This is a genomic window from Chryseobacterium vaccae, assembly GCF_009602705.1.
Lineage (GTDB): Bacteria > Bacteroidota > Bacteroidia > Flavobacteriales > Weeksellaceae > Chryseobacterium > Chryseobacterium vaccae.
In genome coordinates this window covers 3003816-3028965 of sequence record NZ_VSWH01000001.1, presented here as the reverse complement: position 1 = coordinate 3028965, position 25150 = coordinate 3003816, and the positions used below count along the sequence as shown (strand labels likewise).

The following is a 25150-nucleotide window of genomic DNA, read 5'->3' as shown; positions in this document are numbered from 1 at the left end:
AAAAAAACAAAGAATAATATGTCTTATTTATTTACGTCTGAATCAGTTTCAGAAGGACATCCGGATAAAATCGCCGATCAGATCTCCGATGCTTTAATCGATCATTTTCTGGCTTATGACAAAGACTCTAAAGTAGCCTGTGAAACATTGGTAACTACGGGGCAGGTTGTTTTGGCCGGAGAAGTAAAATCTGATGCCTATCTTGATGTACAGACCATCGCAAGAGATGTGATCAACGGAATAGGGTATACCAAAGGAGAATATATGTTTAATGGAGATTCGTGCGGGGTTATTTCTGCCATTCACGAACAGTCTCCGGATATCAACCAAGGAGTTGACAGAGCAGTAAACGATGAGTCTTTCGACGCAAAAGCTAACGCACAGGGAGCTGGAGACCAGGGGATGATGTTCGGATATGCAACCAATGAAACGGCTAATTATATGCCGCTTGCATTGGATCTTGCTCATACTATCCTTAAAGAACTTTCTGCAGTAAGAAGAGAGGGTAAAGAAATTGCTTACCTTAGACCAGATGCAAAAAGCCAGGTAACAATTGAGTATTCTGATGACCACAAGCCGGTAAGAATTGACTCTATCGTAGTATCTACCCAGCATGATGATTTCGGAACAGAAGAGGAAATGCTGAACAAAATTCGTGAAGATATCAAGAATATTCTTATTCCAAGAGTGGTGGCACAACAGTCTGATGATATCAAAGCTTTATTTAATGACGAGATCAAATATCATATCAACCCAACGGGTAAGTTTGTAATCGGAGGTCCTCACGGAGATACAGGTCTTACAGGAAGAAAAATCATCGTTGATACTTACGGAGGAAAAGGAGCTCACGGTGGTGGTGCTTTCTCTGGAAAAGATCCTTCAAAAGTGGACAGAAGTGCAGCATACGCTACCAGACACATTGCAAAAAACCTTGTGGCAGCAGGGATCGCTGATGAAGTTTTGGTACAGGTTTCTTATGCAATTGGGGTAGCTGAGCCTTGTGGTTTATATATCAATACATATGGAACCGCAAAAGTAGATCTTCACGATGGTGATATTGCTAAAAAAGTATCTTCTATTTTTGATTTAAGACCTTATGCTATTGAGCAGCATCTGAAATTAAGAAACCCAATCTATCAGGAAACAGCTTCTTACGGGCATATGGGGAAAGAACATTATGTAGCTGACAAAACGTTCAACAAAGGCCAGAAAAATGAGATTACCCTGAAAGATCTTGAATTCTTTACATGGGAAAAATTAGATAAAGTAGATGAGATTAAAGCCGCTTTCGGAATTTAATTTTTTCTTCATATAGAATAAATAGACTGCTTTATCTTCGGGTAAGGCAGTTTTTTTTAATTTTACATTATAAATAAATTAAAGATGATGAGTTTTAGAACGGCGGTTACCCTACTTTCAATATTTTTCCTGAGCATAGCGGCCAAAGCACAGTACACGATGCATAAGATGGTCAGTGTAGGATATACATACCAGAACCAGAGTTTTGGAGACGTGGGCGGGAAACTGCTTTTCCTGAAGAATGATGATGTGATTTACAGGCTTGGAGCATCAGCTATGATGGGTTCTACAAATTCAAAATTTGCTATCATGCCGAAACTTCAGGCAGATGTTCTTCTTAATTTCGAAAAAAACGTAGATTTTTATCATTCTTATTATTTTCTGGTAGGTGCAGAAGGAACGAATAAATATGTTGCTCCCAAAGTGGGCGTTACACTTTTTGGGATGCTGGATCTTACCGGAGGGTATGCTTTTCCGATTGGAGATACCAGATTAAACGGAAAAGAGATGAAAGGACTAAATATTAATTTTACATTAAATGTCCCTACTGTCTTTATTCACGATATGTTTAAGTGATTTTTTTTAAATTTTTTTGGAAAAAATTAATAATAGGTTAACAGTTATTAAAAAATTATTATATTTACACCATATAATAATTGTACCGCCTATTGATTTTACTTTACTCTAAAAAACTGTTTTGTATTTACGGCTAGAGCCAGATGAAATATCTGGAGAATTGCTGGTCTGCAAATATTTTATTATTGAGAAGAGTTATGAAATCAAAAACGGACAGCTTACTAATTTCCCTTTACCAGAAAGGAGACGAGGAGGCCTTATCAACCCTTATCCATCGTCATCAGAGAGAACTGTTTACATTCATTTTTTACAAAATTAATGATGAAGATCTGGCCAATGATGTTTTTCAGGACACATTCATGAAGATTATCGTGATGTTGAAAGAAGGACGTTACAACGAAGAAGGAAAATTCATTCTTTGGGCAAAGCGGATCGCACACAACCTTATTATTGATCATTTCAGAGTGAAAGCAAAAAACGTCAAAGTTTCAGAAACAACTTTTGAAACCGATGAGTATTCTATTTTTGATCTGATCAGAGAACCTTCGGAAAATATTGAAGATCAATTGGTTACTCTTCAGATTCAGGAGGATTTACTGAGAATGCTTCAGTTTTTACCACAAAATCAGCAGGAAGTGATCAAATTAAGATTTTTTGACGGGTTAAGCTTCAAAGAAATCGCTGATCATACCAATATGAGTATTAATACCACCTTGGGCAGAGTGCGGTATGCACTGATTAACCTGAGAAAAATCATGGATGAAAATAATATTGTATTGACACGATAGGATAATATTTTTAAAAATTTCACGTTTAAAGGAAAACATTCTTCGCCTATGAAAAAAAATGATTCCTTAAAAGTGAAAACTTTGAAACCTAAGAAACAAACAATTGATTTTTTGCTCAACTTTTCCAAAAGCATTGAAATTGTGAAAAGCAAGGGCAAAAGTTATCCTATTTTGAAAAATTAAAATGATTAACTTTGTGCTGTATGAAAATGCAGCACGTTTTTTTTGATCTCGACAATACGCTTTGGGATCACCGCAGAAATGCCTATCTGACTATTAAGGATCTTTTTGAAGCTCAGGATATCACTTCGAGATATAATATTGACTTTGAAGAGTTTCATTCCGTCTACCATGACATCAACGAAGATCTCTGGGAAAAGATCAGAGACGGAATTATTGGTAAAGAATACCTGAGAGAACATCGTTTTTATGATACTTTTCAGCATTTTGGAGTAGATAATAAAGAACTTTCCCTTTATTTTGAAGAAAATTTCCTCGATAATATCGTGGGTTATAATGAATTGGTAGAAGGAGCAGAAGATGTTCTGGAATATTTAAAGGCGAAAAATTATACCCTTCACATTATTTCCAATGGTTTTCAGGAAGTAACGGAAAGAAAATGTACGCTATCCGGAATTGCCCCTTATTTCAAAACCATTACCAGTGCAGATGCCATAGGGATAAGAAAGCCTGATCCTAAAATTTTCGAATACTCCTTGGCACTTTCTGAAGCGAAAAAAGAAGAAAGTATTCTGATTGGTGATGACTGGATTGCAGATGCTATGGGAGCAACAGATTTCGGAATGGATGCCATCTTTTTCAATGTTTATAAGGAAGATAAACAGAGGGATGGGCTGAAAGCTATTACCCACCTTCAACAGATTAAAGAATATCTGTAATAACTCTTAACATAAAAGCATCTTCTGATTTGGGAATATTTTATCTCTCAAATCAGAAGATGTTTACGCTAAAAATAAAAGGTATAGGTTTCAAAAACTTATAATGTTTTACAGCAAAATAATAATACGCAGAAAGTAAAATATCTGCGTTATCTGCTCGATCTGCGGGCGAAAATTTCCCTCATAAATCAGCAGATTTTTTAATTGGTTAATATATCTGCTTCATCGATTCGACAGAGTTGATGTCCTTTTTTACTTTCTGAAATCAACGGTGTCAATCACCGACTTTGCGTTGAGAAAATGTATTGATCATAACCAATATCTACATTCTTATTTTTTTCATTCATTTTCTTCCTTTCCTAATTCTTTCCCAAATTGATTCTGAACTTTGCTCCAGAATAACAACAGAAAAATATAGCATTATGAAAAATTTTAGAAAAATTACCGGAGCATTTATGTTAATCTTTATGATGGCAAGTGGTTTTATATTCGCACAGGACAGAGCCATCAATGCCAATCAGCTTCCCAAAACCGCAAAGAACTTTCTTGCTGCTAACTTTAAAGGAATTGCTGTAGGTTCAGTCATTGAAGACAGAGCGATCTATGGTGTTGATGAATATAAAGTATATCTGGCTAATGGAACGAAAGTAGAATTTGACAGCAGCGGAAACTGGAAAGAAGTAGACGGAAAACATCAGAAACTACCATATGGATTTATCCCCGCTTCCATCAGAAATTATGCTTCCAAGAACTTTCCGAATACGTATATCGTGAAAATTGAGAAGGAAAGATGGTCTTACAAAGCAGAACTTTCCAACGGTCTGGATCTGGAATTCGACAGCAAAGGAAACTTCAAAAAAATTGATGACTAATACAACGTATTGATGAACACTTTAAATCCTGATATTATGGTAAACTGGAATATAATCAACGGAAACGGAGGAAATACTTCATCCGGAAGAGTAAGAAAAATAATAGTGTCTTTTTTAACAAAACACTATCCATGCAGCATTGTAGATTCTATTGAGAAAAAATTCAATGCTTACAAAATAAGTCTGATGAATGGCCTTTGCCTCACTTTTGATGCAGACGGACGACATATAAAAACCAATTTTTAAATAAAAGATCAATTATAGCCTCCAGATCGGGAGGTTATAATTTTATATATTTGATAGTGTTTAACGGAACCATTCCTGCTGACTGCAGATAAACTACAATTGGTATGAAGATTTTAATCATAGAGGACGAACCACAACTGCGGGAAACTGTACAGAGTTTTCTGGAAGCTGAACAGTTTATTGTGGAATATGCTGAAGACTACAGCTCGGGGCTTGAAAAGATCATTTCTTATGAATATGACTGTATCCTTCTGGATATTATGCTCCCGGACGGAAACGGTATTGAACTGTTGAGGGAGATCAAAAAAATGCATAAAAAAGATCCTGTGATCATTTTATCGGCTAAAGACTCTGTAGATGATAAAGTGGCCGGGCTGGAAATAGGGGCAGATGATTATCTGGCGAAACCATTCCATCTTGCAGAATTGATGGCGAGAATCCGTTCTGTAATCCGCAGAAAGAATCAGGACGGGGAAAATACAATCATATACAAGAATATTTCTGTTGATCCGGAAAACAGGATTGTGAAAGTAGGCAGTGAAGAGTTGGTTCTGAACAGGAAAGAATATGATCTGTTATACTATTTTGTGATTCAGCCGGAAAAAACGCTTCAGAAAACTACCTTGGCAGAAGCGATATGGGGAGATTATATTGATCAGGCTGACAGTCTGGATTTTATTTATTCCCAGATTAAAAATCTCCGCAAAAAATTAAAAGCACTTCATGCAGAAGCCGATTTTCAGGCTGTTTACGGAATAGGATATAAATTTGTCTGATGAAAGTTTCATTAAAATATTACACGATAAAATATCTGATCGTCATCCTTCTGCTGATTATTGCAGTATGGGCAGGACTTTTCTATGCCTATATTCTGGATGAGGTCTATGATAATGTGGATGATGGACTGAAAGACCGCAAAATACAGATTATTAAGGCTGTTTATCATGATCCTAAACTATTGGATAGCAAAGATTTCGGATTTAATGAATTCAAAATCAAACCTATTTCAGAATCGGAATATAAAGAGAAGAACAGGCTGTATAATAAAATGTTTTATATGGAGTATGATGATAAGGATCAGCCTTACAGGGTTCTTGAAACGGATTTTATCGATCAGTTCGGAAAACGTCAACGCCTGGAAATACGAACATCCACTGTGGAACAGGATGAATTGGTGTATGATCTCACAACAGCTTTAATTGTACTGTATATTTTGCTTGTCATCAGTATTGTGGTGGTCAATGGATATCTTTTGAATAAAGCAATGCGGCCTTTTTATGCAATCCTGGATAAGCTTAAAAAGTATCAGTTCGGGATCTCTTCTGTTCAGGAATCTCAGGATTATTCAATTACGGAGTTTGAGGAGCTGAATGTAGAAATCAATGAGATGATAGAGCGGAATGAACTGGTTTTTCATCAGCAGAAGCAGTTTATTGAAAATGCATCGCATGAACTTCAGACCCCTTTGGCCATTGTGATCAATAAGATTGATCTGGCGGTTCAGAATGAAAATCTTGACAAAAACAGTCTTCATCTTCTTACCGAAGTAAAAGGCGATCTACGGAGGTTGACAGGGCTGAACAAGTCTCTTCTGATGCTTTCTAAAATTGAAAACAGTCAGTTTAATCAAACTTCAAAACTGGATTTTAATGAAAAGATTTCTGAGCTGATAAAAAATTACGAAGACTTTATCGAGTTTAAAAAAATTAAAGTGAGCACAGAGGAAAAAGGATATTTTATTGCGGATTTCAATCCTGATCTTGCGGATATTCTGCTTTCCAACCTGCTTAAAAATGCTGTGAAATATACTTATCAGGAAGGAGCTGTAGATATTGTCATTGAAGATAACAGGATAATCTTCCGGAATACCGGGGTCTCTGAACCTTTGGATTCTTCAAGGATATTTACCCGTTTTTATAAGCAGGGATCAGATCATAGCTCTACCGGGCTGGGATTGTCGATCATTAAGACTATCATCAAACAATATCCGGGCTGGGAGATGATTTATAAGTTTGAAGAAGGAATGCACAGCTTCATTCTTACAAAAAATAAAACCTGAAAAGAGCCATACAATAAAAAAACAGGCTGTATCAAAACTGATGCAGCCTGTTTCTTATATTTTTAAAATTCAGAATTAAAATCCTAAACTTGTTCTTACTCTTTTAAGGGTTTCCAGAGCAACAGGTCTGGTTTTCTCAGCACCCTGCTGCAGTTTTGTTTCCAGCTCATCAAGATTGTTCATATAATAAGCGAACGTTTCTCTTTCTTTGGCAAAACGAACCAGGATAAGATCCAGCAATTCTTTTTTAGCATGTCCGTATCCAAAGTTTCCGGCAAGATATTTTGCTCTCAGCTCTTCGGTTTGTTCAGGAGTAGCAATCAGCTGATAGATGGCAAAAACTTTGTCGGTTTCAGGATCTTTAGGCTCTTCCAGAGCCTTGGAATCCGTTTCAATGCTCATGACCTGTTTTTTCAGTTCTTTTTCAGGAAGGAAAATATTGATAATGTTTCCTCTGGATTTTGACATTTTCTGGCCGTCTGTTCCGGGAACATATTTTGTGTCTTCCTGAAGTTCAGACTGAGGAAGAACAAGAATTTCTCCCATCTGATTGTTAAACCTTGAAGCTACGTCTCTTGCAAACTCCAGATGCTGAAGCTGGTCTTTTCCTACAGGAACGATCTCCGCATCATATAATAAAATATCAGCAGCCATAAGGATTGGATATGTAAACAACCCTGCATTTACATCCTGAAGACGGTCTGCTTTATCTTTGAATGAATGAGCTAATGTTAATCTTTGATAAGGAAAAAAACATGATAAATGCCAAGATAGTTCACAGGTTTCAGGGATATCACTCTGTCTGTAGAAAAATGTTTTTTCGGTATCTAGTCCACAAGCAAGCCAAGCCGCAGCTATCTCGTAGGTATTTTGTCTTAACGTCTGCGCATCTTTAATCTGGGTAAGTGTATGAAGATTCGCAATAAATAAAAATGATTCATTTCCTTCCTGTTTGGAAAGTTCAATTGCAGGAATGATGGCCCCAAGAAGATTTCCAAGATGGGGAGTTCCGGTGGCTTGAATGCCGGTAAGAATTCTTGACATTTGTTTAAATTATTTGATTAAAAAATAAAAAACAAAAATACTAAAGATTGCAGTGGCTGGCAAATTCTTTTTAAGACGGATGTTTTAGAAACCTCTGTAACCAATTTTTAGATTATATTTGTAAAAACACCATTGTAACATGGAAAATAACCATTTTTTGTCGTTGAAGCTTTTCAAAGCCGTTAAAAGCCTTTGGGTTTTATTTCTAATCTGCCTGGTTACAGATTTTGTGACCCGATATTTTGATCCTGAGCAGCCCAATACTTTCTCTAAAATACTGGATAATCTGTCATATGCGCTCAATGCATTATTTTTTCTGTGGTATTTTATCGTGAATAAACGATGGAAGTCTGTTCTCATTATCCTTCCGTTTCTGTTGATGTTCTGTTTCTTTATGAAAGACATTCGTGATATAGTGGATTATTATGTTTCGTTTGAAGAACGTATCAATTCTGTTACCCTGAGAAAATGGACCTACCTTATTCTGCAGCTTATCGCGGTATGGGTTATTGCCAAAAGGTATCAGGCTGAAGAAAAACCAGAAGGTAAAAATATCATTGGAAAACTTTTTCTGTTGAATTTAGCTTTATTTTCTTTATATCATTCAGATTTAGGATTTATAGAAAATCTGATTGGTTCTGCTTCTTATGATTCAAAATCAACGGAATTTATCGTCACATTGATTTACTATTTCCTTAGCAGCATCAAAAGTACAGCTTATTTAGGAGCGTTTTTATTTTTGACGGGATGTATCATGAAAGGTGAAAATATTTATACGTTTTCAAAAAATGCTTTGGAATACGCCGGGCGATATTTCTGGACAACTTCTTTCATTATGATCACCAGTGTGATATTTGTCTTTTTTGCCCTTCTTGAAAGTGCATTCAAGCTTGAATTGGATTTCTTTGGAAAAAATATGAATATGTTCGGATGGATCAGTACGATAGTTCTGATTATATTCTTTGTGATCAGCTCCAGGTTTACAGGACAGTTTTTAAAAGAAAGAAGTATTCTGAAAAATAAATATTACGGTGCTGCCGGCGCTTCGGTCTGGATTCCTGTCGTTAATATTATTTCACTTTTAATGATCCGGTTTGATGATAAAATTAAATTCCTGGCTCCTGCCAATACCAACAAAGCAAAGAAAATACACCTTGCTGTTATAACATTGCTTCTGCTTTTTCAGTTCAGAAAAGGAATTATGGCCGGAAAGACGGACGATATTCTGTCGTGCGTTATCTATATTGCTGCTTTTGTTACTGTAGCCTACATCAAAAGATTCACCTGGATTTTCCCTTTGGTTTTAGGACTGATTGTAACCGCTATAAAAGTATATCCTTTCTACAGCGGAATTTACGCACAGGAATTTATCTTTAAAGATTACGTCATGGATTTCCTGAAAAACACAGCTTCCATTGCCCTGATTCTGACGGTTATTGTCTTTTACGGAATATATTATATTGCCTACCAGACACTGAATGATAAAAAAATAAAAGCTTAATTCTTCCTTAAAATAATCGCGGCTTTATTGAACATGCTTTCTCCGTCACTGCCTTTGGATTTTATCTTATAATCGAAGGTATATTTACCGTCTTTTTCAATAGGGATACGGGTGATTTCCTGTTCAAACTGCCAGGATGCTTTCACTAATTTTCCTTCTCTGATTTCAGTACTGTCTGTGGTGGATTCCTGTTTGTCTTCTTCTTCGTCTTCCTGTACCGAGTAATCGGAATTGATTCTCTTTGCTGAACCTGAAAACATCGGCAGAGTAGCATTACTTACCGTATTTCCATCGAGGCTGAGATTGTAAATCAGGTTGAATGAAGGAGTAATACCATTGGTAATAAAAGAGGCATCCAGCTTTCCCCAGACCACAAGAACATCGCCTTTTTTCAGATCAAGATGGTCTTCTGTACTGACGAGCTGAGGATCTACAGGGGTTTCATCGGATATTTTCTCTCCAACAGGATTGCAGGAGAATAGGATCAGAGAACATAATAACAGGGCAGATATTGGCTTCATGGTGAATTAGATTTTTAAATGTTTACTGAAGTAATCATTCATAAGAGCAACAATATCATTGCCGTCCTTATTGGTCATGCTGATCAGGTAAAACTGTCCTTTACCAGTCTTTATCGAACTGATGATAAAATACCCCGGAGGGTTGCTGTATGAATAGCTGTCAGTATCTTCTGCACTTACAAGAATACTGTTGCTGCTGATCCTTTTAACAAATTTAAGCTTATCATCATATCTGTATTTCCCCTGAAAATAGCCGTCTGTAAAGCGGTTTTCAAACGGGATCTCCTCAAAAGTTCCTGAAAAATTGGAATCCGCAAGCAGTTTTGTCTGGTCTATCCCTTTCTGGCTGTGGTTATTATCACGATAGAGATATAGGTCGAAATTAGTCTTCTTGATATCAGTACTATCATTGTCTTTCATGAAATATTTTAATTCTTTCTGAAGCGAAGTGTAATAACGGTCGTAACTTTTCAGTTCAATTTCCGAAAGTCCGGGTTTTATCCTTTCCCAGGTCAGATTTTCAGGAGAGGTCTCTTTATCAAAGGCAAGCAGGTTTCTCGCTTTCTTATAAGCTGAAAACAATGAAGCGTATTGAAGCTTTTCGTCATTATACTTTGGTGTTTCTGCAGTGTAAAGGTAATATCTTTTTGCTGAAGGATCATATTGTCTGTAGTACAGCTTTTTATCACCGAAAGAATCGATAAAAATCAGGGTGTTTTTATCTTCCAGCAGGATTTTTTCTGCCGGATTGAATTTTTTAATATCTGAAACAGGATAAATATTGGGGTTATCTGAGTTCCCGATCATAAGAACTTCCCCGGAATCATCATCAGAAAAATTATTCTTAATACTGATTCCTAAAGGCAGCAATGATTCATCCTCCACCTGTGTAGGGTGTTCCGGATCAGAAAGATGGATGTTGGGGCTTGAAAAAGAATATTCCTTAAGATAATTGCCTAGCGGAAGCATTAAGTCTACCGATGACGCGGAATCTACATCAAAGGTAAGTTTCTTCAGATATACCGGTTTTTTATCTTCTGCCTTCCGTATAGAATCAATGGAAGATTGAGAGATTCCCATAAGCATATCGGTATATCCCGTGTCTTTATCTTTCCCACCGCAGGAAAGGAGAAACAGGAAAGAAGTTATAAAAAGTCCAAAATAAGATTTTTTCATAGCATGGTTATAGATCTTAAAAGTACTAAAATCATTTTATTTCAATCCTATCTCCACCAAATTTTGGTTCAACATTGAAAATAAGATCCCAATATACTTTGGCTTTGGCTAAATATTCCCGCAGATTGGTCTTTAAACCTGCATATTTATTCACATCGGGGGCATTATATCCGAAAGCCTCCATTCCGTTTTTTCTGGCCAGAAAAACAGCTCTTTCATTATGGAACTTCTGCGAAACGATAACCAATTTGGTCTGTCCGAAGATTTCTTTAGCCCTGATTACAGAATCTAATGTACGAAATCCTGCGTGGTCCAGATATATTCTGTTCTGAGGAACTCCATTCTGTACTAAAGCAAGCTGCATATCCTCCGGCTCATTATAGTCTTTGGTACTGTTGTCCCCGCTTACGATAATGTACTGGATTTTTCCGCTTTTATATAGATCTGCGGCTGCCTGAATACGGTTATAGAAATAAGCGTTCGGCATTCCGTTGCTGAGGTTTTTCCCGGTACCCAGAAGGAGAGCGGTTTTGGTTGGGGGAACATCTGCAATGCTATAGGATACAAATTTGCTGCTTTCCTGCCTGATGCTGTAGTTAGCCCAGGCTATAAAAATAATTCCTGCAACAAGAAGAAGCAGGAAAGTTTTAAAAATATTTTTGATTATTTTTTTCATCAGGAATTCCTTTTAAAATTCAAGACCGTTAGGGAAAGCCTTTTTTCTGAATATTAATAATAAGGCTGCTCCTATGGTAATCGCTGAATCGGCAACATTGAAAATGTATTTGAAAAATTCAATATGTTTTCCTCCGATTAAAGGAACACTTTCAGGAACGTTCCAGTCTACCAGCGGGAAGTGAAGCATATCTACCACACATCCTTTCATAAAGGCAGAATAACCGTTGCCAAAAGGAACGAACTTAGAAACTCCACCGTATCCGATCCATCGGTCGATGCTTGCGTCATAAACCGTTCCGCTGTCGAAGATCAGTCCATAGAACATACCATCGATAATATTTCCGATGGCTCCGGCAAAGATAATAGCCATTGGGATTAAAAGATAATTGGAAGCTCCTTCTTTCAGCCATTTTTTGAACATATACACCATTCCCCCAATCAGGAATAGTCTCAGGATAACCAGAAAGTATTTTCCGATAATCCCTCCGAAATGAAGCCCGTAAGCCATTCCCGGATTTTCTACGAAAGTAAGTTTAAAGCCTGGCAAAACAGAAATACTGTCATCCAGATTAAAATGGGTTTTGATGTAAATTTTTGAAGCCTGGTCAATTAATAACACTAGAAATGTTATCGCTAAGATCTTTTTCATTACAGTCCTTTAGGTTTTGACGGTTTTGAAGCTTTTACATTTTTATTATCGCTCGCTTTTTTGATTACTTTCTGTCCGTTAAACGAACTTTTAACATGTGCTTTTTCGAACTTAATGTTCATTTCTTTTAAAACACTTTTCAGTGCGCTAAGCTCCATAGAGTTTTTAGGATGTACTATGATAGATTCCATTTTCTTGTTTTATTTTTTACATTTTGGACAGCTCATCAAGTCTTTTTCTGTCTTTAGCAGAGAGGTCATTGATTCCGTTTTTGCCCATTTTGCTTAACAGTTTGTCGATTTCTTTTTCCCTTTCACGTTTGTCGGAATTAAATTGGTCATCAATCGTATAGTTGGTATGCTGAACCGGGAAAAATCTGTTCCTGATCCATTCCCTGTTGAAGAACAGCAGGGCAGCTGCAACGATAATAACTAAAATAATGACTTCGCTCATGGGTGTATATTAAAAATTAGGTTTATATAGTATCCGTGAATACGATATAAACCCAATATTATTTTACAAACCTTACGGCTTATTTCTGCATATTTTTCGCTTCAATGCTCAGCGTAGCATGAGGAACGGCCAGAAGTCTTTCCTTTGGAATTAATTTTCCTGTTACTCTGCAAACACCGTACGTTTTGTTTTCGATTCTGATTAACGCATTCTTAAGATCACGGACGAATTTTTCCTGTCTTCCTGCCAAAATAGAGTTCTGTTCTTTGCTCAACGTTTCAGCTCCTTCTTCAAAAGCTTTGAAAGTAGGGGAAGTATCATCAGTACCATTATTCTGGTCATTGATAAAACTTTCTCTGATCAGCTGAAGATCTTTTTCAGCTTTTTCTATTTTTTCTTTAATGATCGCTTTAAATTCCTGTAAATCAGCATCGCTGTATCTAACTCTTTCGTCTGACATATTCTTTTCTCTTTTTTAATAAAATTATGAAATGGAATTTGAAATACAATAACTACTTGTTAATTTTTTTCGACATTTATCTTAAAATTAACCTCATCTATTTCGATTTCGTTAAAATTTGAAAGTGAAGATACAATTTCTATTTTATTTGACAAGACCTCGGAGGAAATATATTCCTCATTTTTCTTAATATCTTCAATGAAAGGTGAATTTTCTTCAATGAAGATTTGGATTCGGTCTGTCAGCTCAAAATCTTTCTCTTTTCGCAGGTTTTGGATTCTATTGATGAATTCCCTCGCGATTCCTTCAGATTTTAACTCATCGGTTAACGTCAAATCTAATGCCACAGTGGTTTTTCCATCGGAAGTAACCGTCCATCCCGGGATATCTTTCGTTGAAATTTCCACATCATCAAGGGTGATTTCATATCCCTGGATATCAATTTTTCCTTCTTTTTCAAGGGTGGAAATCTGTTCCGCATTAAAGTTGGTGATCTCTCCGCCTACCGTTTTCATGTCTTTGCCCAGTTTAGGACCCAGTGCTTTGAAATTCGGTTTTATCTGCTTTACAATTAAATGAGATGCCTCTTCAGCATTAATTAATTGTAGTTCTTTTACGTTTACTTCCTGCTTAATCAGGTCTGCCACGGCTAAGATCTGCTCTTCTGTTTTCTTGTCCAGAACAGGAATCAGAACTCTCTGAAGCGGCTGTCTTACTTTAAGGCTTTCTGCACGTCTGATAGACAGTACCAGACTTGTGATGGTCTGAGCCAGATGAGTTTTTTCAACCAGATCCTCATCGATTAAACTTTCATCAGCGACAGGGAAATCCGTTAAGTGTACAGATTCACAGTTTTCTTTTCCTGTTACTTTATTTAAGTCCTGATACAGCTGATCCATAAAGAACGGAGCAATTGGAGCAGACAGTTTAGCCACTACCTCAAGGCAGGTATATAAAGTCTGGTAAGCAGAGATTTTGTCATCAGAATAATCTCCTTTCCAGAAACGTCTTCTGCACAATCTTACATACCAGTTACTTAAATTGTCATTAACGAAAGTATTGATGGCTCTCGCTACTCTTGTAGGTTCATAATCCTCGTAGAATGCTTTTACTTCTTTAATTAAAAGATTCAGCTCAGAAAGGATCCATCGGTCAATTTCCGGACGGTTTTCCACTTCTTTTTCTGAATAATTGAAGCCGTCAACATTTGCATAAAGCGAAAAGAACGAATAGGTGTTATAAAGTGTTCCGAAGAATTTTCTTCTCACCTCGTCAATTCCTTCAATATCAAACTTCAGGTTTTCCCACGGATTCGCATTCGAAATCATGTACCATCTCGTTGCATCCGGACCGTATACAGAAAGGGTTTCGAATGGATCTACCGCATTTCCTAAACGTTTTGACATCTTCTGTCCGTTCTTATCCAGAACAAGACCGTTACTCATTACGTTTTTATAAGCAACAGAGTCGAAAACAGCAGTTCCTATCGCATGAAGTGTATAGAACCATCCACGGGTCTGGTCAACTCCCTCTGCAATAAAGTCAGCAGGGAATGCCTTATTTCCGTCAATCATTTCTTTGTTTTCAAACGGGTAGTGAAGCTGTGCATACGGCATTGATCCTGAATCAAACCATACATCGATCAGGTCACTCTCACGATTCATTGCTTTTCCTGAATCTGAAACTAAAACTACTTTATCCACTACATTTTTGTGCAGATCAACTAAAGCATAATTCTGCTCAGACATATTTCCGATCACAAATCCCTGGAAAGGATTCTCCTTCATGAAGCCTGCTGCAATAGATTTTTCAATCTCATTGTAAAGCTCTTCAACAGATCCGATGATCTTTTCTTCTTTCAGGTCATCTGTTCTCCAGATTGGCAACGGAATACCCCAGTATCTTGAACGGGATAAGTTCCAGTCGTTTACATTCTCCAGCCAGTTGGCAAAACGTCCTTCACCGGTAGCTTTCGGTTTCCAGTTGATCTCTTTGTTCAGGTTAACCAGTCTGTCTTTTACAGCCGTCATTTTCACAAACCATGAATCTAACGGATAATACAATACCGGCTTGTCTGTTCTCCAGCAGTGTGGATATGAATGGACATATTTTTCTACTTTGAAAGCTTTGTTCTCCGTTTTCAGAAGGATCGCAAGTTCTACGTCCCATGATTTTTCAGGAGCAGTTCCTTCATCGTAATACTCATTCTTGATATATTTTCCTGAAAATACTTCAGGAACATTTTCTCCTTTGATGAATTTACCCTGAAGATCTACAAGAGGAACAAGATTATCATTTTCATCTTTCACCAACATTGGAGGAATTCCTGCTTCTTTTGCTACTCTGGCATCATCCGCACCAAAAGTAGGCGCGATGTGAACGATACCTGTACCGTCTTCCGTAGTAACGAAATCACCTAAGATCACTCTGAAAGCATTTTCAGGCGTGTCATTCGGTGTAAACCAAGGGATCAGCTGCTCATACTGTGTTCCGGCAAGTTTTTCTCCGGTGAATTCTTTAAGAATTCTGAACGGAATTACTTTGCTTTCTGAAGTATAATTGGCGAAATCTTCATCGGTTCCTTCCGTATATTTTTTACCGAAAACTTTTGGTAAAAGAACTCTTGATAAAACGATCGTTATCGGTTCAAAAGTATATTGGTTGAACGTTTTTACCAAAACATATTCAATATCTCTTCCTACGGCAAGGGCTGTATTGGAAGGAAGCGTCCATGGAGTCGTCGTCCATGCAAGAACATGCACATCGCCGTCTATATCACCGAATAGCTCAGAAGATTCTTTTTTAGCTTTGAACTGAGCCACTACCGTAGTATCAGAAACATCACGATACGTTCCCGGCTGGTTCAGCTCATGGGATGAAAGTCCTGTTCCCGCCTTTGGTGAATAGGGCTGAATGGTGTATCCTTTATACAATAATTCTTTGTCATACAACTGCTTCAACAGCCACCATACTGTTTCCATATATTTGGATTTGTAGGTGATATACGGATCCTCAAGATCTACCCAGTACCCGATTTTCTCGGTAAGGTCGTTCCAGACATCCGTATAGCGCATTACCGCTTCACGGCACGCCCTGTTATAGTCTTCAATAGAGATTTTTTTGCCAATATCTTCTTTGGTAATTCCTAATTCCTTTTCTACGCCCAGCTCCACAGGAAGTCCATGTGTATCCCAGCCCGCTTTACGGAAAACCTGTTTTCCGTTCTGCGTCTGGAAACGACAGAAAATATCCTTTAATGCTCTGGCCATTACGTGGTGAATTCCGGGCATACCGTTTGCTGAAGGCGGACCTTCATAAAAAACAAACTCGGGATTGCCCTCGCGAATCTCAACACTTTTACTAAACGTTTTATTCTGTTTCCAAAATTCCGCTACATTGTCGGCTACGTCAATAAGGTTGAGGTTTTTGTATTCTTTAAATTGGCTCATTGTAAATATCTCAATATCGTTGATTAATTAAGTCTGCAAATTTAGTGAATTTTGTCGGTTTATAAGATATGTTTTATTTAGGTAATTTCTATTAAAAACTTCAATCTCAGAAATATAAATGCAGAGAATGCTAAAAAGTGAATGGTGAATGGTGAATGAGTGAGTTTTAACACTGTTGTTCACAAACAAATTGGGGTTCTTTTATTCAATAGCAATGAGCTTTAGCCCGCTTGAAAAATAAAAACCAGCTTAGTTTACGGCAATAAAATAGCACGATCATTGCTTGAATACCCGTATATTTAATGTAGACCTAAAAAACCAGATGCAGTATGAAAATCTTTTCCAAATTGATGCTTATTATTGGTTTTATCCACACTATCATCATTCAGGGCCAGAATAATTATCCCCAAAACTATTTCAGAAACCCTCTGAATATTCCCATGCAGCTTGCCGCCAATTTTGGTGCGGTTCGTACCAATCACTTTCATATGGGACTGGATCTGAGAACGAACAGTCAGGAAAATTTATCCGTGGTTGCTGCTGCGGATGGTTATGTAAGCAGGATTAAAGTTGAAAGATATGGTTTTGGAAATGCGGTGTACATTACCCATCCGAATGGTTATACAACAGTGTATGCCCACTTAAACAAATATTATGATAAGTTGGATGAATACCTCAAAGAAAAACAGTACAAAGATGAAACATGGGAGCAGGATATTACTTTCCAGCCCGGACAGTTTCCTGTAGCAAAAGGACAGTTGATCGCTTTAAGCGGAAATACAGGAGGTTCGGCGGGCCCACATCTCCACTTTGAAATACGGGATACCAAAACAGAAGAATGCCTGAATCCTTTACTGTTTGGCTTTAACATTCCTGATCATTTAGCTCCTATAATCAGCGGATTGTATTGGTATAACAGGCGTTTCAGTATCTATGAGCCGGGAGCTAACGGCGTTACTGTTAAAAAATCAGGAAATAATTACACTGCTGATGTAATGAAAGTTAATTCCCCAATAATAAGTTTGGGAATTAAAGCTGTAGATAAAGCCAATCAGGGGTTCAATTTGGGAATTTATCAGGCAGAGTTATTTATGGACGGAAAGCTCATCTATGGTTTTTCTATCGACAAAGTAAGTTACGATGATACCCGCTACCTTAATGGCTGTATAGATTACACTAAATTTATGAGAGATAAAACGGCGATCCAGCATTTATCTTCCTTGCCGGGTATGAAACTTCAGAATTACAGCCGTCCCAATTTATCAGGAATTATTAATCTTCAGGATGAAGAAATCCACAATATTGAAATTATTCTGAAAGATGTGAATGGAAATACAAGCCGTTTGACAACAAAAGTTCAGTTAAGTAAAGTTAATGATAAAGTTTTTTCTACGGATAAAGCTGTGATACCTGATCAGGAAAAAACAATCTCCTCTGAAAATGCAGAACTCAGGTTGGGGAAAAATGAGATTTATGATGCTGTAAATTTCAACATGTCCGAAAAACCGGATGTAGGAACTGGTTCGGTTTCCAATACTATTATTCTTCACAATCCATATATTCCGGTTCACGATGATTATACATTGAAAATAAAACCTAGCAGAAAACTAAACAAGGAAGAAAAAGAGAAAGTAATTATCCTGCTGGATTATGGAAGTGATACAAAAGCTATAAAAGGAGGCTGGGACGGAGACTGGATTGAAGGAAAGTTTAACAGACTGGGTACAGCAAAGTTGGTTCTGGATAACAGCCTGCCTTCTGTTTCTCCCGGTTGGAAAGATGGCGTATTGATTAATGGAGGATCCTTGAGGTTAAAAGGAAGCACAAAAGTCGGGGACATTGTTTCATTTCGTGCAGAACTGGATGGGAAATGGCTCCGGTTTGCCCGTGTGAAGGATGATTTTGTTTATACTTTTGATGAAAAATGCTCCAAAGGTTCAGGATTGCATACTTTAAAAGTGACAACAATCAATACAGCCGGAAATACAAATACACAAACTTTTACTTTTCAAAGATAATAATAGACAAATTTTTATCAGCTAGACTTTATTAGGATGGATGATAGCTGATAAAGGTTTGTGTAAGCTTACGGTTGAAAATCACTCATACATTTTACCTGAATACATGCTACAATTTAATAAATTTGTCCAAAATTAAAATCATTGGACTTTCATCCGGCTATAGAGAAATCAGACATTCAGGGGATAAAAAAGTTTCAGGAGCAGAAGCTTCAGGAACTTATGGCTTATCTTGAAGTACATTCACCTTTTTATCAGAAACTATTCAGAGAACACAATATCAATCCTGCGGAGATCCGGACATTGGAAGATCTTCGGAAAATTCCGACGACTACCAAAAATGACCTGCAGCAGAATAACGATGATTTTTTCTGTATTCCTCAGACCCAGATTGTTGATTACAGCACTACATCGGGAACCTTAGGAGATCCTGTGACTTTTGGATTGTCTGACAGCGATCTGGAAAGACTGGCCTACAATGAAGCCATTTCTTTTGCCTGTGCAGGAATTCAGAAAGGAGACGTTGTGCAGATGATTACAACAATTGATAAACGATTCATGGCTGGTCTTGCCTACTTTTTAGGCCTGAGAAAAATGGGGGCCAGCGTAGTGAGAATGGGGCCGGGTATTCCTGAACTGCAATGGGATTCTATTTTCAGGTATAAGCCTAAATATCTGATTACGGTTCCTTCGTTCCTTCTGAAAATGATTGATTATGCCGAAAAACATGGTCTCGATTATAAAAATTCCAGTGTATACGGCGCGGTTTGTATAGGAGAAAGCATCAAAAATCAGGATTTTACAGATAATATTCTTTCCCAGAAGATTAAAGAAAAATGGAATATCAAACTGTTCTCTACGTATGCATCAACGGAAATGAGCACGGCTTTTACAGAATGTGAATACCAGATCGGGGGACACCATCATCCGGAACTCATTATCACAGAGATTTTAGATGATCATGAAGAGCCCGTAAAGGAAGGTGAAAACGGGGAATTAACCATTACTACACTGGGGGTAGAAGCTATTCCTCTGCTTAGATTCAAGACAGGGGATATTGTGAAAGCGCATTATGAACCGTGTCAATGCGGAAGAAATACCATGAGATTGGGGCCGGTTGTGGGAAGAAAACAGCAGATGATCAAATATAAAGGGACAACGCTGTATCCACCTGCAATGAATGATATTTTAAATGATTTCAATACTATTTTATGCTATCAGATCGTTATTCAGTCTAATGAGATCGGGTTGGATGAAATTATTATCAAGCTGAGTACAGAGAACGATCATGAAAATTTTGTGAATGAAGTAAGAGACCATTTCCGTGCAAAACTAAGGGTAAGCCCGAAAATTGAAATGATTGATTTCGAAATCTTGTCTAAAACAGTTTTTCATCCCAACAGCAGAAAGCCGATTACATTTATAGATTTAAGATAAACTAATAACCAATACACATAACCATGAAAAATTTTTTTGCCTTTCTCCTGCTTGTATTTTCAGCGGCATTAACGGCACAGAGAGTAAAAGTTATTTCCGGAGATTATAATTTCTTAAAAGGTGAAAAATTCTTAAAAGTAGTTTTCAAATTTGAAGGAGTAACTTTTGAAAGAAAGAATTTTACAGAAAATGAGTTTATAACCAAAAGAATGAACGAAATTGAGGCCTCTAAAGGAAAAGAAGAAGCTGAAAAATGGAAAACAGACTGGGAGCTGACCAAAACACAAACCTTTCCTGAAAAGTTTTTAACATCGTGGAATAAAAATACCAGAATTGAAGCCTCAACCCATTTCGAGAAAACCAAATATACCCTTATCGTTGAACCCAAATGGATTCATATGGGGGCATTCATGCCTCTTGCAAGTGATCCCTCATTACTCAACAGCACAATGACTTTTGTAGAAACAGAAAATCCAGATCATGTTTTAATGGTTGTTGAGGGAATAAAAGCTACCGGAGACAACGGTTTCGGAGTTCCCAATAATAACGACAGAATGGCTGAGTGTTACGCAAAGACAGCCAAAATGCTTGCCCTGAAAGTAGAGCATTATACCAAAAAATAATGGAGGGTTTCAATAAAAACAGCTTTTAATTTATAACCTAAAAAAATTATCAACTATGAAAAAATTATTATCATTAGTACTCGCTATGACTATATCAGTTACAGCGATGGCTCAGAGAATGAAAATCCAGAGTGGAGATCTTAAATTCTTAAAAGGAGTTGAAACGGTAAATGTTGTTTTCGATTACTCTGAAATGAAACTATTAAAAGAAAACTTCACCGAAGCAGAATATATTCCCAGAAGAATTGAAGAACTGAATAAAAAAACAGAAGGCTCCGGTGAACTGTGGAAAAAGCAATGGGAAAGAAGTAAAGAAGAACTTTGGAATCCCAAATTTATTATGATATTCAACAAAGTTCTTTCTAAAGAAAATATCAACACTAAACTGAAAGAAAATGCTGGAGGACCATACACCTTGATGGTAAAAGTAAAATGGGTTTATCCGGGATGGGATGCAGGGATCATGAAGCAGCCGGCAAAAGTAACAACACAACTTACTTTTGTTGACAGTACAACGAAAAAAGTACTGTGTGATATAGAAAGTATAGAAGCGCCGGGAGATCAGTGGGGAAGTAACTTCAACAACGAAACAAGAGTAGGAGAAGGTTTTGCCAAAACAGGGAAGACACTCGCCCAGAAAATTGAAAGAGAAGTAAAATAATCATAAAAAAGACTGCCAACAGCAGTCTTTTTTATTGTTCTTAATGAAAGAACAACAGGTTTTAGGTGGAACGAAATAAAATTTAACATTTCTGCAAAAGGAACTTTTCATCTATATTTACTATTTTAAAAACATTATCAATAACCATGAAGAAATTACTAATGCTGTTATTTGCGGCTATTACAACAATGACTTTTGCCCAGAATAAAATAAATTATGAATGGGGTAATTTTGATTTCTTAAAAGGTCAGACAGAAGTGAATGTTCAGCTGAAATTCAATAATGTGGTTTTCCATGAAAAGAACTTAACGGAAGCAGAATACCTTGAAAACAGGAAAGCAGATATTACAGCCAAAAAAGGAGAAGCCGCCTGGGGAAACTGGGCTGTTCAATGGGGAAAATTTAAAGAGTCTGGCTATCTGGAGCACTTTTTAAATGGGATTAATAATAAGTCGAAGAAAATAGTCTTTAAAAGTAATGCTGCAACAACATACACTCTAATCATTGATACAAAATGGGTCTACGCGGGCTGGTATGGCGGATTTATCGGTTCTCAGGAAGGTAAACTGACTTCAGAGCTGGCTTTTGTCGAGACTGATAATCCCTCAAAAATAATCATGAAATTACAAGGTGATAAAATTTTAGGGAAAAAGATGAACAGTGAATTTTCTTGGGAATACGGACGAATCGCTGCGGCTTATGAAGCTACCGGTAAGCTCTTAGGAAAAGCTATCAGTAAAGAAATTAAATAAAAATGAAAAGCGGTCTGAATGAATGTTCAGACCGCTTTTTTATGATGGTTCCTGCTGCTCTTTTTCAAGTTTGATGAGGCTGGCAAGATTCTTAATCACAGTGTCGTGTTTCTTTACAAAAGGATTGTCTTTGTTCCAGACATATCCGGCCAGTACGGCACATATCTTTTTCTTCACATCAGGGTTTTCAGGCTGATGAAAGAACAGCTCCTGAAGATTTCCGGTATACCACTCCTTTACATAGGTGGTAAAGACATCTACTCCGTATAATATATAATCGGTGTATTCCTTCTGCCAGTCGATTTTCTCACCGTTAAGCTGTCTTACAGCCAGTTTTGCGGCAAGCATTCCTGATTCCGTAGCAAAAGCCATTCCTGATGAAAAAACAGGATCCAGGAATTCTGAAGCATTCCCGGTTAACGCGAATCCGTCACCGTACAGCTTTTTCACAGAGCATGAATAATCTTTCAGGTGTCTCGGCTCAAAAAGAAATTCCACATCACCAAAACGTTTGATATAATAGTCAGAAAGAGAAATGGCCTTTCTCAGTGCTTCCGCTGGATCTCCGTTTTCAGAAAGCTTTTCAATATATTCCGTAGGGCCTACAATTCCTAAACTTGTATTTCCGTTAGAGAAAGGGATTACCCAAAGCCATACTTCCGTTTCTATAATGTCAAAAGAAATCAGTGTTCCTTCTTCGCCTTCTTCACGATTGATATCTTTTACGTGAGAGAAAATAGCAGAGTGTGGAGATAATTTGGAAGGTTTCTCAAGGTCTAACAGGCGTGGAAGTACACGGCCATATCCGCTCGAGTCAATCACAAACTTAGCATGTATTTCTTTCGTTTCCCCGTCTTTGGTTCTTACAGTAGTCACAGAATCCGTTCCGTTGAACTCAATCCCGATGACTTCCGTTTCAAATTCAAGGTCAATACCTTTGTTGATTACTTCCTGGGCCAAAGTATTATCAAAATCAGCTCTCGGAACCTGCCAGGTCCAGTCCCAGCCTTCTCCGAACTTATTGCTGAAATCAAAAATGCAGACTTCATCGCCGCGAAGAAAACGTGCACCCAGCTTTTTCTCGAACCCCATTTTATCTAAAGCAGGAAAGAGCCCGGCCTCATCAAAATGATCCATTACCCTCGGGATCAGACTTTCTCCGACTACCAGCCTTGGAAATCTTGTTTTTTCGACAACTTTTACGCTGATATTGTTCTTCTTTAAGTATGAAGAAGATACGCATCCGGAAGGTCCAGCACCGATTACGAGAACATCAACAAATTCTTTGCTCATCTTTGATTTTTTATTTTAATAATAACTTTTATCTTTGCCGCAAAATTAGTGACAAATAATTAATATTTTACAAAATTATCAACTATTACTTTTAATTGATGAAAATAAATAACTTTTTACAACTGAAGGATTTTCAAAAGATCATTATTGAAAACGAAAAAATAGAACTGGACGGAACACTTTTAGACAGAGTGGAGACGAGTTTTCAGTTTTTAAAGGAATTTTCAAAGAATAAAGTAATATATGGTGTGAATACAGGTTTTGGCCCAATGGCACAGTTCAAGATCAGTGATGAAGATACCCACCAGCTTCAGTATAACCTGATCAGAAGCCACTCTTCGGGAATCGGTAACCCTTTGCCTGCGCAGGAAGTAAAAGCCTGTATGCTGGCGAGGCTGAATACTCTTTCACTTGGAAATTCAGGAGTACACCAATCTGTTGTACATCTGCTTACAGAATTAATCAATAGAGATATTACACCATTGATCTTTGAACACGGAGGCGTGGGAGCCAGTGGCGATCTTGTACAACTTGCCCATCTTGCCTTAGTTCTTATCGGAGAAGGGGAAGTTTTTTATAAAGGGGAAAGAAAGCTGACCAAAGAAGTTTTTGAAGCAGAAGGACTGGAGCCTATAAAAGTAGAAATCCGTGAAGGACTTGCTTTAATGAACGGAACTTCCGTGATGTCCGGGATTGGGATTGTGAATGCCTATAAAGCCAATCAATTGACGGAGATCTCCATCAGGCTTTCCTGTGCTATTAATGAAATTGTACAGGCCTATGATGATCACCTTTCTGAAGCACTGAACGGTACCAAAAAACACTATGGACAGCAGAAAGTGGCTGAAAGAATGAGAGCCCATCTTGCTGACAGTAAATTAATCAGAAAAAGAGAAGATCACCTATACACTCATTTTGAAGAACAGGAAAAAGTATTTAAAGAAAAAGTACAGGAATATTATTCATTGAGATGTGTTCCGCAGATTTTAGGTCCGGTTCTGGATACACTGGAATATACGGAGAATGTTCTCGAAAATGAGATCAACTCAGCGAATGATAATCCAATTATCAATGTAGAAGATCAGCACGTTTACCACGGAGGAAACTTCCACGGGGATTATATCTCTTTGGAAATGGATAAATTAAAGATCGTTGTTACCAAACTGACGATGCTTGCCGAAAGGCAGTTGAACTACCTTTTGAATGCAAAGATCAACGAAATTTTGCCTCCTTTTGTAAATTTAGGTAAATTAGGCTTCAATTTCGGGATGCAGGGCGTTCAGTTCACGGCAACATCTACCACGGCAGAAAGCCAGATGCTGTCGAACTCCATGTATGTACACAGTATTCCTAATAATAATGACAATCAGGATATTGTAAGTATGGGAACCAATGCAGCCGTAATTTGTAGAAAAGTAATAGAGAATGCATTTGAAGTATTGGCTATTGAAGCGATTACCATCATTCAGGCTATTGAATATCTTGATTTTCAGGATAAAATTTCGTCTTCTACCAAAGAGCTTTATGACGAAATCAGAAAGATTATTCCTGCATTCTCCAGCGATATGGTGATGTATCCGTATCTGGAGGAAGTTAAAAAATATTTAAAGACCATGTAACTATTAATACGGTTGGATTGTCAATAAACTAGGGATTTAAAAGTTAACTTAAAAAAACTAAAACTAAACAGCTAACA

25 protein-coding genes are annotated in these 25150 nt (G+C 37.4%); 15 read left to right on the top strand and 10 right to left on the bottom strand.

Features of this window, described 5'->3' with window-relative positions:
- Nucleotides 1-18: 18 nt before the first annotated feature.
- The 8 genes from metK to FW768_RS13705 all read left to right on the top strand — a co-directional run bounded on the left by metK (nt 19) and on the right by FW768_RS13705 (nt 6739).
- Nucleotides 19-1299, top strand: a complete 1281-nt coding sequence (gene metK, locus FW768_RS13740; protein ID WP_153396292.1) for a methionine adenosyltransferase — start codon at nt 19-21, stop codon at nt 1297-1299.
- 84 nt (nt 1300-1383) lie between these two features.
- A complete protein-coding gene (locus tag FW768_RS13735) occupies nt 1384-1875 on the top strand; it encodes a hypothetical protein (RefSeq protein ID WP_153396290.1) in 492 nt (163 codons plus the stop codon).
- A 197-nt stretch (nt 1876-2072) separates the two neighbouring features.
- Nucleotides 2073-2663 carry an RNA polymerase sigma factor gene (locus tag FW768_RS13730; RefSeq protein ID WP_153396288.1) on the top strand — a complete coding sequence of 197 codons (591 nt, stop codon included), beginning with the start codon at nt 2073-2075 and terminating at the stop codon, nt 2661-2663.
- Between the two features lie 203 nt (nt 2664-2866).
- Nucleotides 2867-3562 (top strand): YjjG family noncanonical pyrimidine nucleotidase, encoded by a 696-nt coding sequence (locus tag FW768_RS13725; protein WP_153396286.1) that lies wholly within the window; start codon nt 2867-2869, stop codon nt 3560-3562.
- A 422-nt stretch (nt 3563-3984) separates the two neighbouring features.
- Nucleotides 3985-4434, top strand: coding sequence for a PepSY-like domain-containing protein (locus FW768_RS13720; RefSeq protein WP_153396284.1), 450 nt, complete (start codon nt 3985-3987; stop codon nt 4432-4434).
- A 12-nt stretch (nt 4435-4446) separates the two neighbouring features.
- Nucleotides 4447-4680, top strand: coding sequence for a hypothetical protein (locus FW768_RS13715; RefSeq protein ID WP_153396282.1), 234 nt, complete (start codon nt 4447-4449; stop codon nt 4678-4680).
- A gap of 104 nt (nt 4681-4784) precedes the next feature.
- A complete protein-coding gene (locus FW768_RS13710; protein WP_153396280.1) occupies nt 4785-5456 on the top strand; it encodes a response regulator transcription factor in 672 nt (223 codons plus the stop codon).
- The gene (locus FW768_RS13705; protein ID WP_153396278.1) at nt 5456-6739 is read left to right on the top strand and encodes a sensor histidine kinase; all 1284 of its coding nucleotides are present in this window, start codon (nt 5456-5458) and stop codon (nt 6737-6739) included. Before FW768_RS13710 ends, FW768_RS13705 begins: the two co-directional genes overlap by 1 nt.
- Before the next feature lie 75 nt (nt 6740-6814).
- Here the strand turns inward: FW768_RS13705 and trpS are convergent, their stop codons facing one another.
- On the bottom strand, nt 6815-7783 hold the full coding sequence (gene trpS / locus FW768_RS13700) for a tryptophan--tRNA ligase (protein ID WP_153396276.1): 969 nt from the start codon (nt 7781-7783) through the stop codon (nt 6815-6817).
- A 139-nt stretch (nt 7784-7922) separates the two neighbouring features.
- Between trpS and FW768_RS13695 the strand changes: the two genes are divergently transcribed.
- Nucleotides 7923-9284 (top strand): hypothetical protein, encoded by a 1362-nt coding sequence (locus tag FW768_RS13695; protein ID WP_153396274.1) that lies wholly within the window; start codon nt 7923-7925, stop codon nt 9282-9284.
- On the opposite strand, the gene FW768_RS13690 is transcribed toward FW768_RS13695, so the two are convergent.
- The 8 genes from FW768_RS13690 to ileS form a co-directional block, all read right to left on the bottom strand.
- Complete coding sequence (locus FW768_RS13690) at nt 9281-9805, bottom strand: hypothetical protein (RefSeq protein ID WP_153396272.1); 525 nt, start codon at nt 9803-9805, stop codon at nt 9281-9283. The two genes, FW768_RS13695 and FW768_RS13690, sit on opposite strands and share 4 nt — an antisense overlap.
- 6 nt (nt 9806-9811) lie before the next feature.
- A complete protein-coding gene (locus tag FW768_RS13685) occupies nt 9812-10981 on the bottom strand; it encodes a hypothetical protein (protein WP_153396270.1) in 1170 nt (389 codons plus the stop codon).
- A 31-nt stretch (nt 10982-11012) separates the two neighbouring features.
- Complete coding sequence (locus tag FW768_RS13680) at nt 11013-11657, bottom strand: SanA/YdcF family protein (protein ID WP_153396268.1); 645 nt, start codon at nt 11655-11657, stop codon at nt 11013-11015.
- 12 nt (nt 11658-11669) lie between these two features.
- Entirely contained in the window at nt 11670-12308 is a 639-nt protein-coding gene (locus FW768_RS13675) for a lipoprotein signal peptidase (RefSeq protein ID WP_153396266.1), read from the bottom strand.
- Complete coding sequence (locus FW768_RS13670; RefSeq protein WP_153396264.1) at nt 12308-12499, bottom strand: DUF2683 family protein; 192 nt, start codon at nt 12497-12499, stop codon at nt 12308-12310. The genes FW768_RS13675 and FW768_RS13670 overlap by 1 nt, the downstream gene beginning before the upstream one ends.
- Before the next feature lie 16 nt (nt 12500-12515).
- Nucleotides 12516-12761 (bottom strand): DUF6576 domain-containing protein, encoded by a 246-nt coding sequence (locus FW768_RS13665; RefSeq protein WP_153396263.1) that lies wholly within the window; start codon nt 12759-12761, stop codon nt 12516-12518.
- A 79-nt stretch (nt 12762-12840) separates the two neighbouring features.
- A complete protein-coding gene (locus FW768_RS13660; protein WP_002983772.1) occupies nt 12841-13221 on the bottom strand; it encodes a TraR/DksA family transcriptional regulator in 381 nt (126 codons plus the stop codon).
- A 59-nt stretch (nt 13222-13280) separates the two neighbouring features.
- Nucleotides 13281-16670: an isoleucine--tRNA ligase gene (gene ileS / locus FW768_RS13655; RefSeq protein WP_153396261.1), complete on the bottom strand. Its 3390-nt coding sequence runs from the start codon at nt 16668-16670 to the stop codon at nt 13281-13283.
- 329 nt (nt 16671-16999) lie between these two features.
- Between ileS and FW768_RS13650 the strand changes: the two genes are divergently transcribed.
- The 5 genes from FW768_RS13650 (at nt 17000) to FW768_RS13630 (ending at nt 22161) form a co-directional block, all read left to right on the top strand.
- Nucleotides 17000-18688, top strand: a complete 1689-nt coding sequence (locus tag FW768_RS13650) for a M23 family metallopeptidase (protein ID WP_153396259.1) — start codon at nt 17000-17002, stop codon at nt 18686-18688.
- Nucleotides 18689-18832: 144 nt separating this feature from the next.
- Nucleotides 18833-20125 carry a phenylacetate--CoA ligase family protein gene (locus FW768_RS13645; RefSeq protein ID WP_153396257.1) on the top strand — a complete coding sequence of 431 codons (1293 nt, stop codon included), beginning with the start codon at nt 18833-18835 and terminating at the stop codon, nt 20123-20125.
- A 23-nt stretch (nt 20126-20148) separates the two neighbouring features.
- On the top strand, nt 20149-20748 hold the full coding sequence (locus FW768_RS13640; protein ID WP_153396255.1) for a hypothetical protein: 600 nt from the start codon (nt 20149-20151) through the stop codon (nt 20746-20748).
- A 55-nt stretch (nt 20749-20803) separates the two neighbouring features.
- Nucleotides 20804-21409, top strand: a complete 606-nt coding sequence (locus FW768_RS13635; RefSeq protein ID WP_153396253.1) for a hypothetical protein — start codon at nt 20804-20806, stop codon at nt 21407-21409.
- 146 nt (nt 21410-21555) lie between these two features.
- On the top strand, nt 21556-22161 hold the full coding sequence (locus tag FW768_RS13630; protein ID WP_153396251.1) for a hypothetical protein: 606 nt from the start codon (nt 21556-21558) through the stop codon (nt 22159-22161).
- A 39-nt stretch (nt 22162-22200) separates the two neighbouring features.
- On the opposite strand, the gene FW768_RS13625 is transcribed toward FW768_RS13630, so the two are convergent.
- Nucleotides 22201-23454 carry an NAD(P)/FAD-dependent oxidoreductase gene (locus tag FW768_RS13625; protein ID WP_153396249.1) on the bottom strand — a complete coding sequence of 418 codons (1254 nt, stop codon included), beginning with the start codon at nt 23452-23454 and terminating at the stop codon, nt 22201-22203.
- Nucleotides 23455-23552: 98 nt separating this feature from the next.
- On the opposite strand from FW768_RS13625, the gene FW768_RS13620 reads away from it, so the two are divergent.
- A complete protein-coding gene (locus FW768_RS13620; protein ID WP_185151977.1) occupies nt 23553-25073 on the top strand; it encodes an HAL/PAL/TAL family ammonia-lyase in 1521 nt (506 codons plus the stop codon).
- Nucleotides 25074-25150: the final 77 nt, after the last annotated feature.

What these genes read in the sequence shown, in the direction of transcription:
- FW768_RS13705 (WP_153396278.1), top strand. Translation starts at nt 5,456, where the DNA reads ATGAAAGTTTCATTAAAATATTACACGATAAAATATCTGATCGTCATC.
- FW768_RS13690 (WP_153396272.1), bottom strand. Translation starts at nt 9,805, where the DNA reads ATGAAGCCAATATCTGCCCTGTTATTATGTTCTCTGATCCTATTCTCC.
- FW768_RS13685 (WP_153396270.1), bottom strand. Translation starts at nt 10,981, where the DNA reads ATGAAAAAATCTTATTTTGGACTTTTTATAACTTCTTTCCTGTTTCTC.
- FW768_RS13715 (WP_153396282.1), top strand. Translation starts at nt 4,447, where the DNA reads ATGAACACTTTAAATCCTGATATTATGGTAAACTGGAATATAATCAAC.
- FW768_RS13640 (WP_153396255.1), top strand. Translation starts at nt 20,149, where the DNA reads ATGAAAAATTTTTTTGCCTTTCTCCTGCTTGTATTTTCAGCGGCATTA.
- FW768_RS13735 (WP_153396290.1), top strand. Translation starts at nt 1,384, where the DNA reads ATGATGAGTTTTAGAACGGCGGTTACCCTACTTTCAATATTTTTCCTG.
- FW768_RS13695 (WP_153396274.1), top strand. Translation starts at nt 7,923, where the DNA reads ATGGAAAATAACCATTTTTTGTCGTTGAAGCTTTTCAAAGCCGTTAAA.
- metK (WP_153396292.1), top strand. Translation starts at nt 19, where the DNA reads ATGTCTTATTTATTTACGTCTGAATCAGTTTCAGAAGGACATCCGGAT.
- FW768_RS13625 (WP_153396249.1), bottom strand. Translation starts at nt 23,454, where the DNA reads ATGAGCAAAGAATTTGTTGATGTTCTCGTAATCGGTGCTGGACCTTCC.
- FW768_RS13670 (WP_153396264.1), bottom strand. Translation starts at nt 12,499, where the DNA reads ATGGAATCTATCATAGTACATCCTAAAAACTCTATGGAGCTTAGCGCA.
- FW768_RS13635 (WP_153396253.1), top strand. Translation starts at nt 20,804, where the DNA reads ATGAAAAAATTATTATCATTAGTACTCGCTATGACTATATCAGTTACA.
- trpS (WP_153396276.1), bottom strand. Translation starts at nt 7,783, where the DNA reads ATGTCAAGAATTCTTACCGGCATTCAAGCCACCGGAACTCCCCATCTT.
- FW768_RS13630 (WP_153396251.1), top strand. Translation starts at nt 21,556, where the DNA reads ATGAAGAAATTACTAATGCTGTTATTTGCGGCTATTACAACAATGACT.
- FW768_RS13650 (WP_153396259.1), top strand. Translation starts at nt 17,000, where the DNA reads ATGAAAATCTTTTCCAAATTGATGCTTATTATTGGTTTTATCCACACT.
- FW768_RS13665 (WP_153396263.1), bottom strand. Translation starts at nt 12,761, where the DNA reads ATGAGCGAAGTCATTATTTTAGTTATTATCGTTGCAGCTGCCCTGCTG.
- FW768_RS13720 (WP_153396284.1), top strand. Translation starts at nt 3,985, where the DNA reads ATGAAAAATTTTAGAAAAATTACCGGAGCATTTATGTTAATCTTTATG.
- FW768_RS13710 (WP_153396280.1), top strand. Translation starts at nt 4,785, where the DNA reads ATGAAGATTTTAATCATAGAGGACGAACCACAACTGCGGGAAACTGTA.
- FW768_RS13730 (WP_153396288.1), top strand. Translation starts at nt 2,073, where the DNA reads ATGAAATCAAAAACGGACAGCTTACTAATTTCCCTTTACCAGAAAGGA.
- FW768_RS13620 (WP_185151977.1), top strand. Translation starts at nt 23,553, where the DNA reads ATGAAAATAAATAACTTTTTACAACTGAAGGATTTTCAAAAGATCATT.
- FW768_RS13680 (WP_153396268.1), bottom strand. Translation starts at nt 11,657, where the DNA reads ATGAAAAAAATAATCAAAAATATTTTTAAAACTTTCCTGCTTCTTCTT.
- FW768_RS13660 (WP_002983772.1), bottom strand. Translation starts at nt 13,221, where the DNA reads ATGTCAGACGAAAGAGTTAGATACAGCGATGCTGATTTACAGGAATTT.
- ileS (WP_153396261.1), bottom strand. Translation starts at nt 16,670, where the DNA reads ATGAGCCAATTTAAAGAATACAAAAACCTCAACCTTATTGACGTAGCC.
- FW768_RS13675 (WP_153396266.1), bottom strand. Translation starts at nt 12,308, where the DNA reads ATGAAAAAGATCTTAGCGATAACATTTCTAGTGTTATTAATTGACCAG.
- FW768_RS13725 (WP_153396286.1), top strand. Translation starts at nt 2,867, where the DNA reads ATGAAAATGCAGCACGTTTTTTTTGATCTCGACAATACGCTTTGGGAT.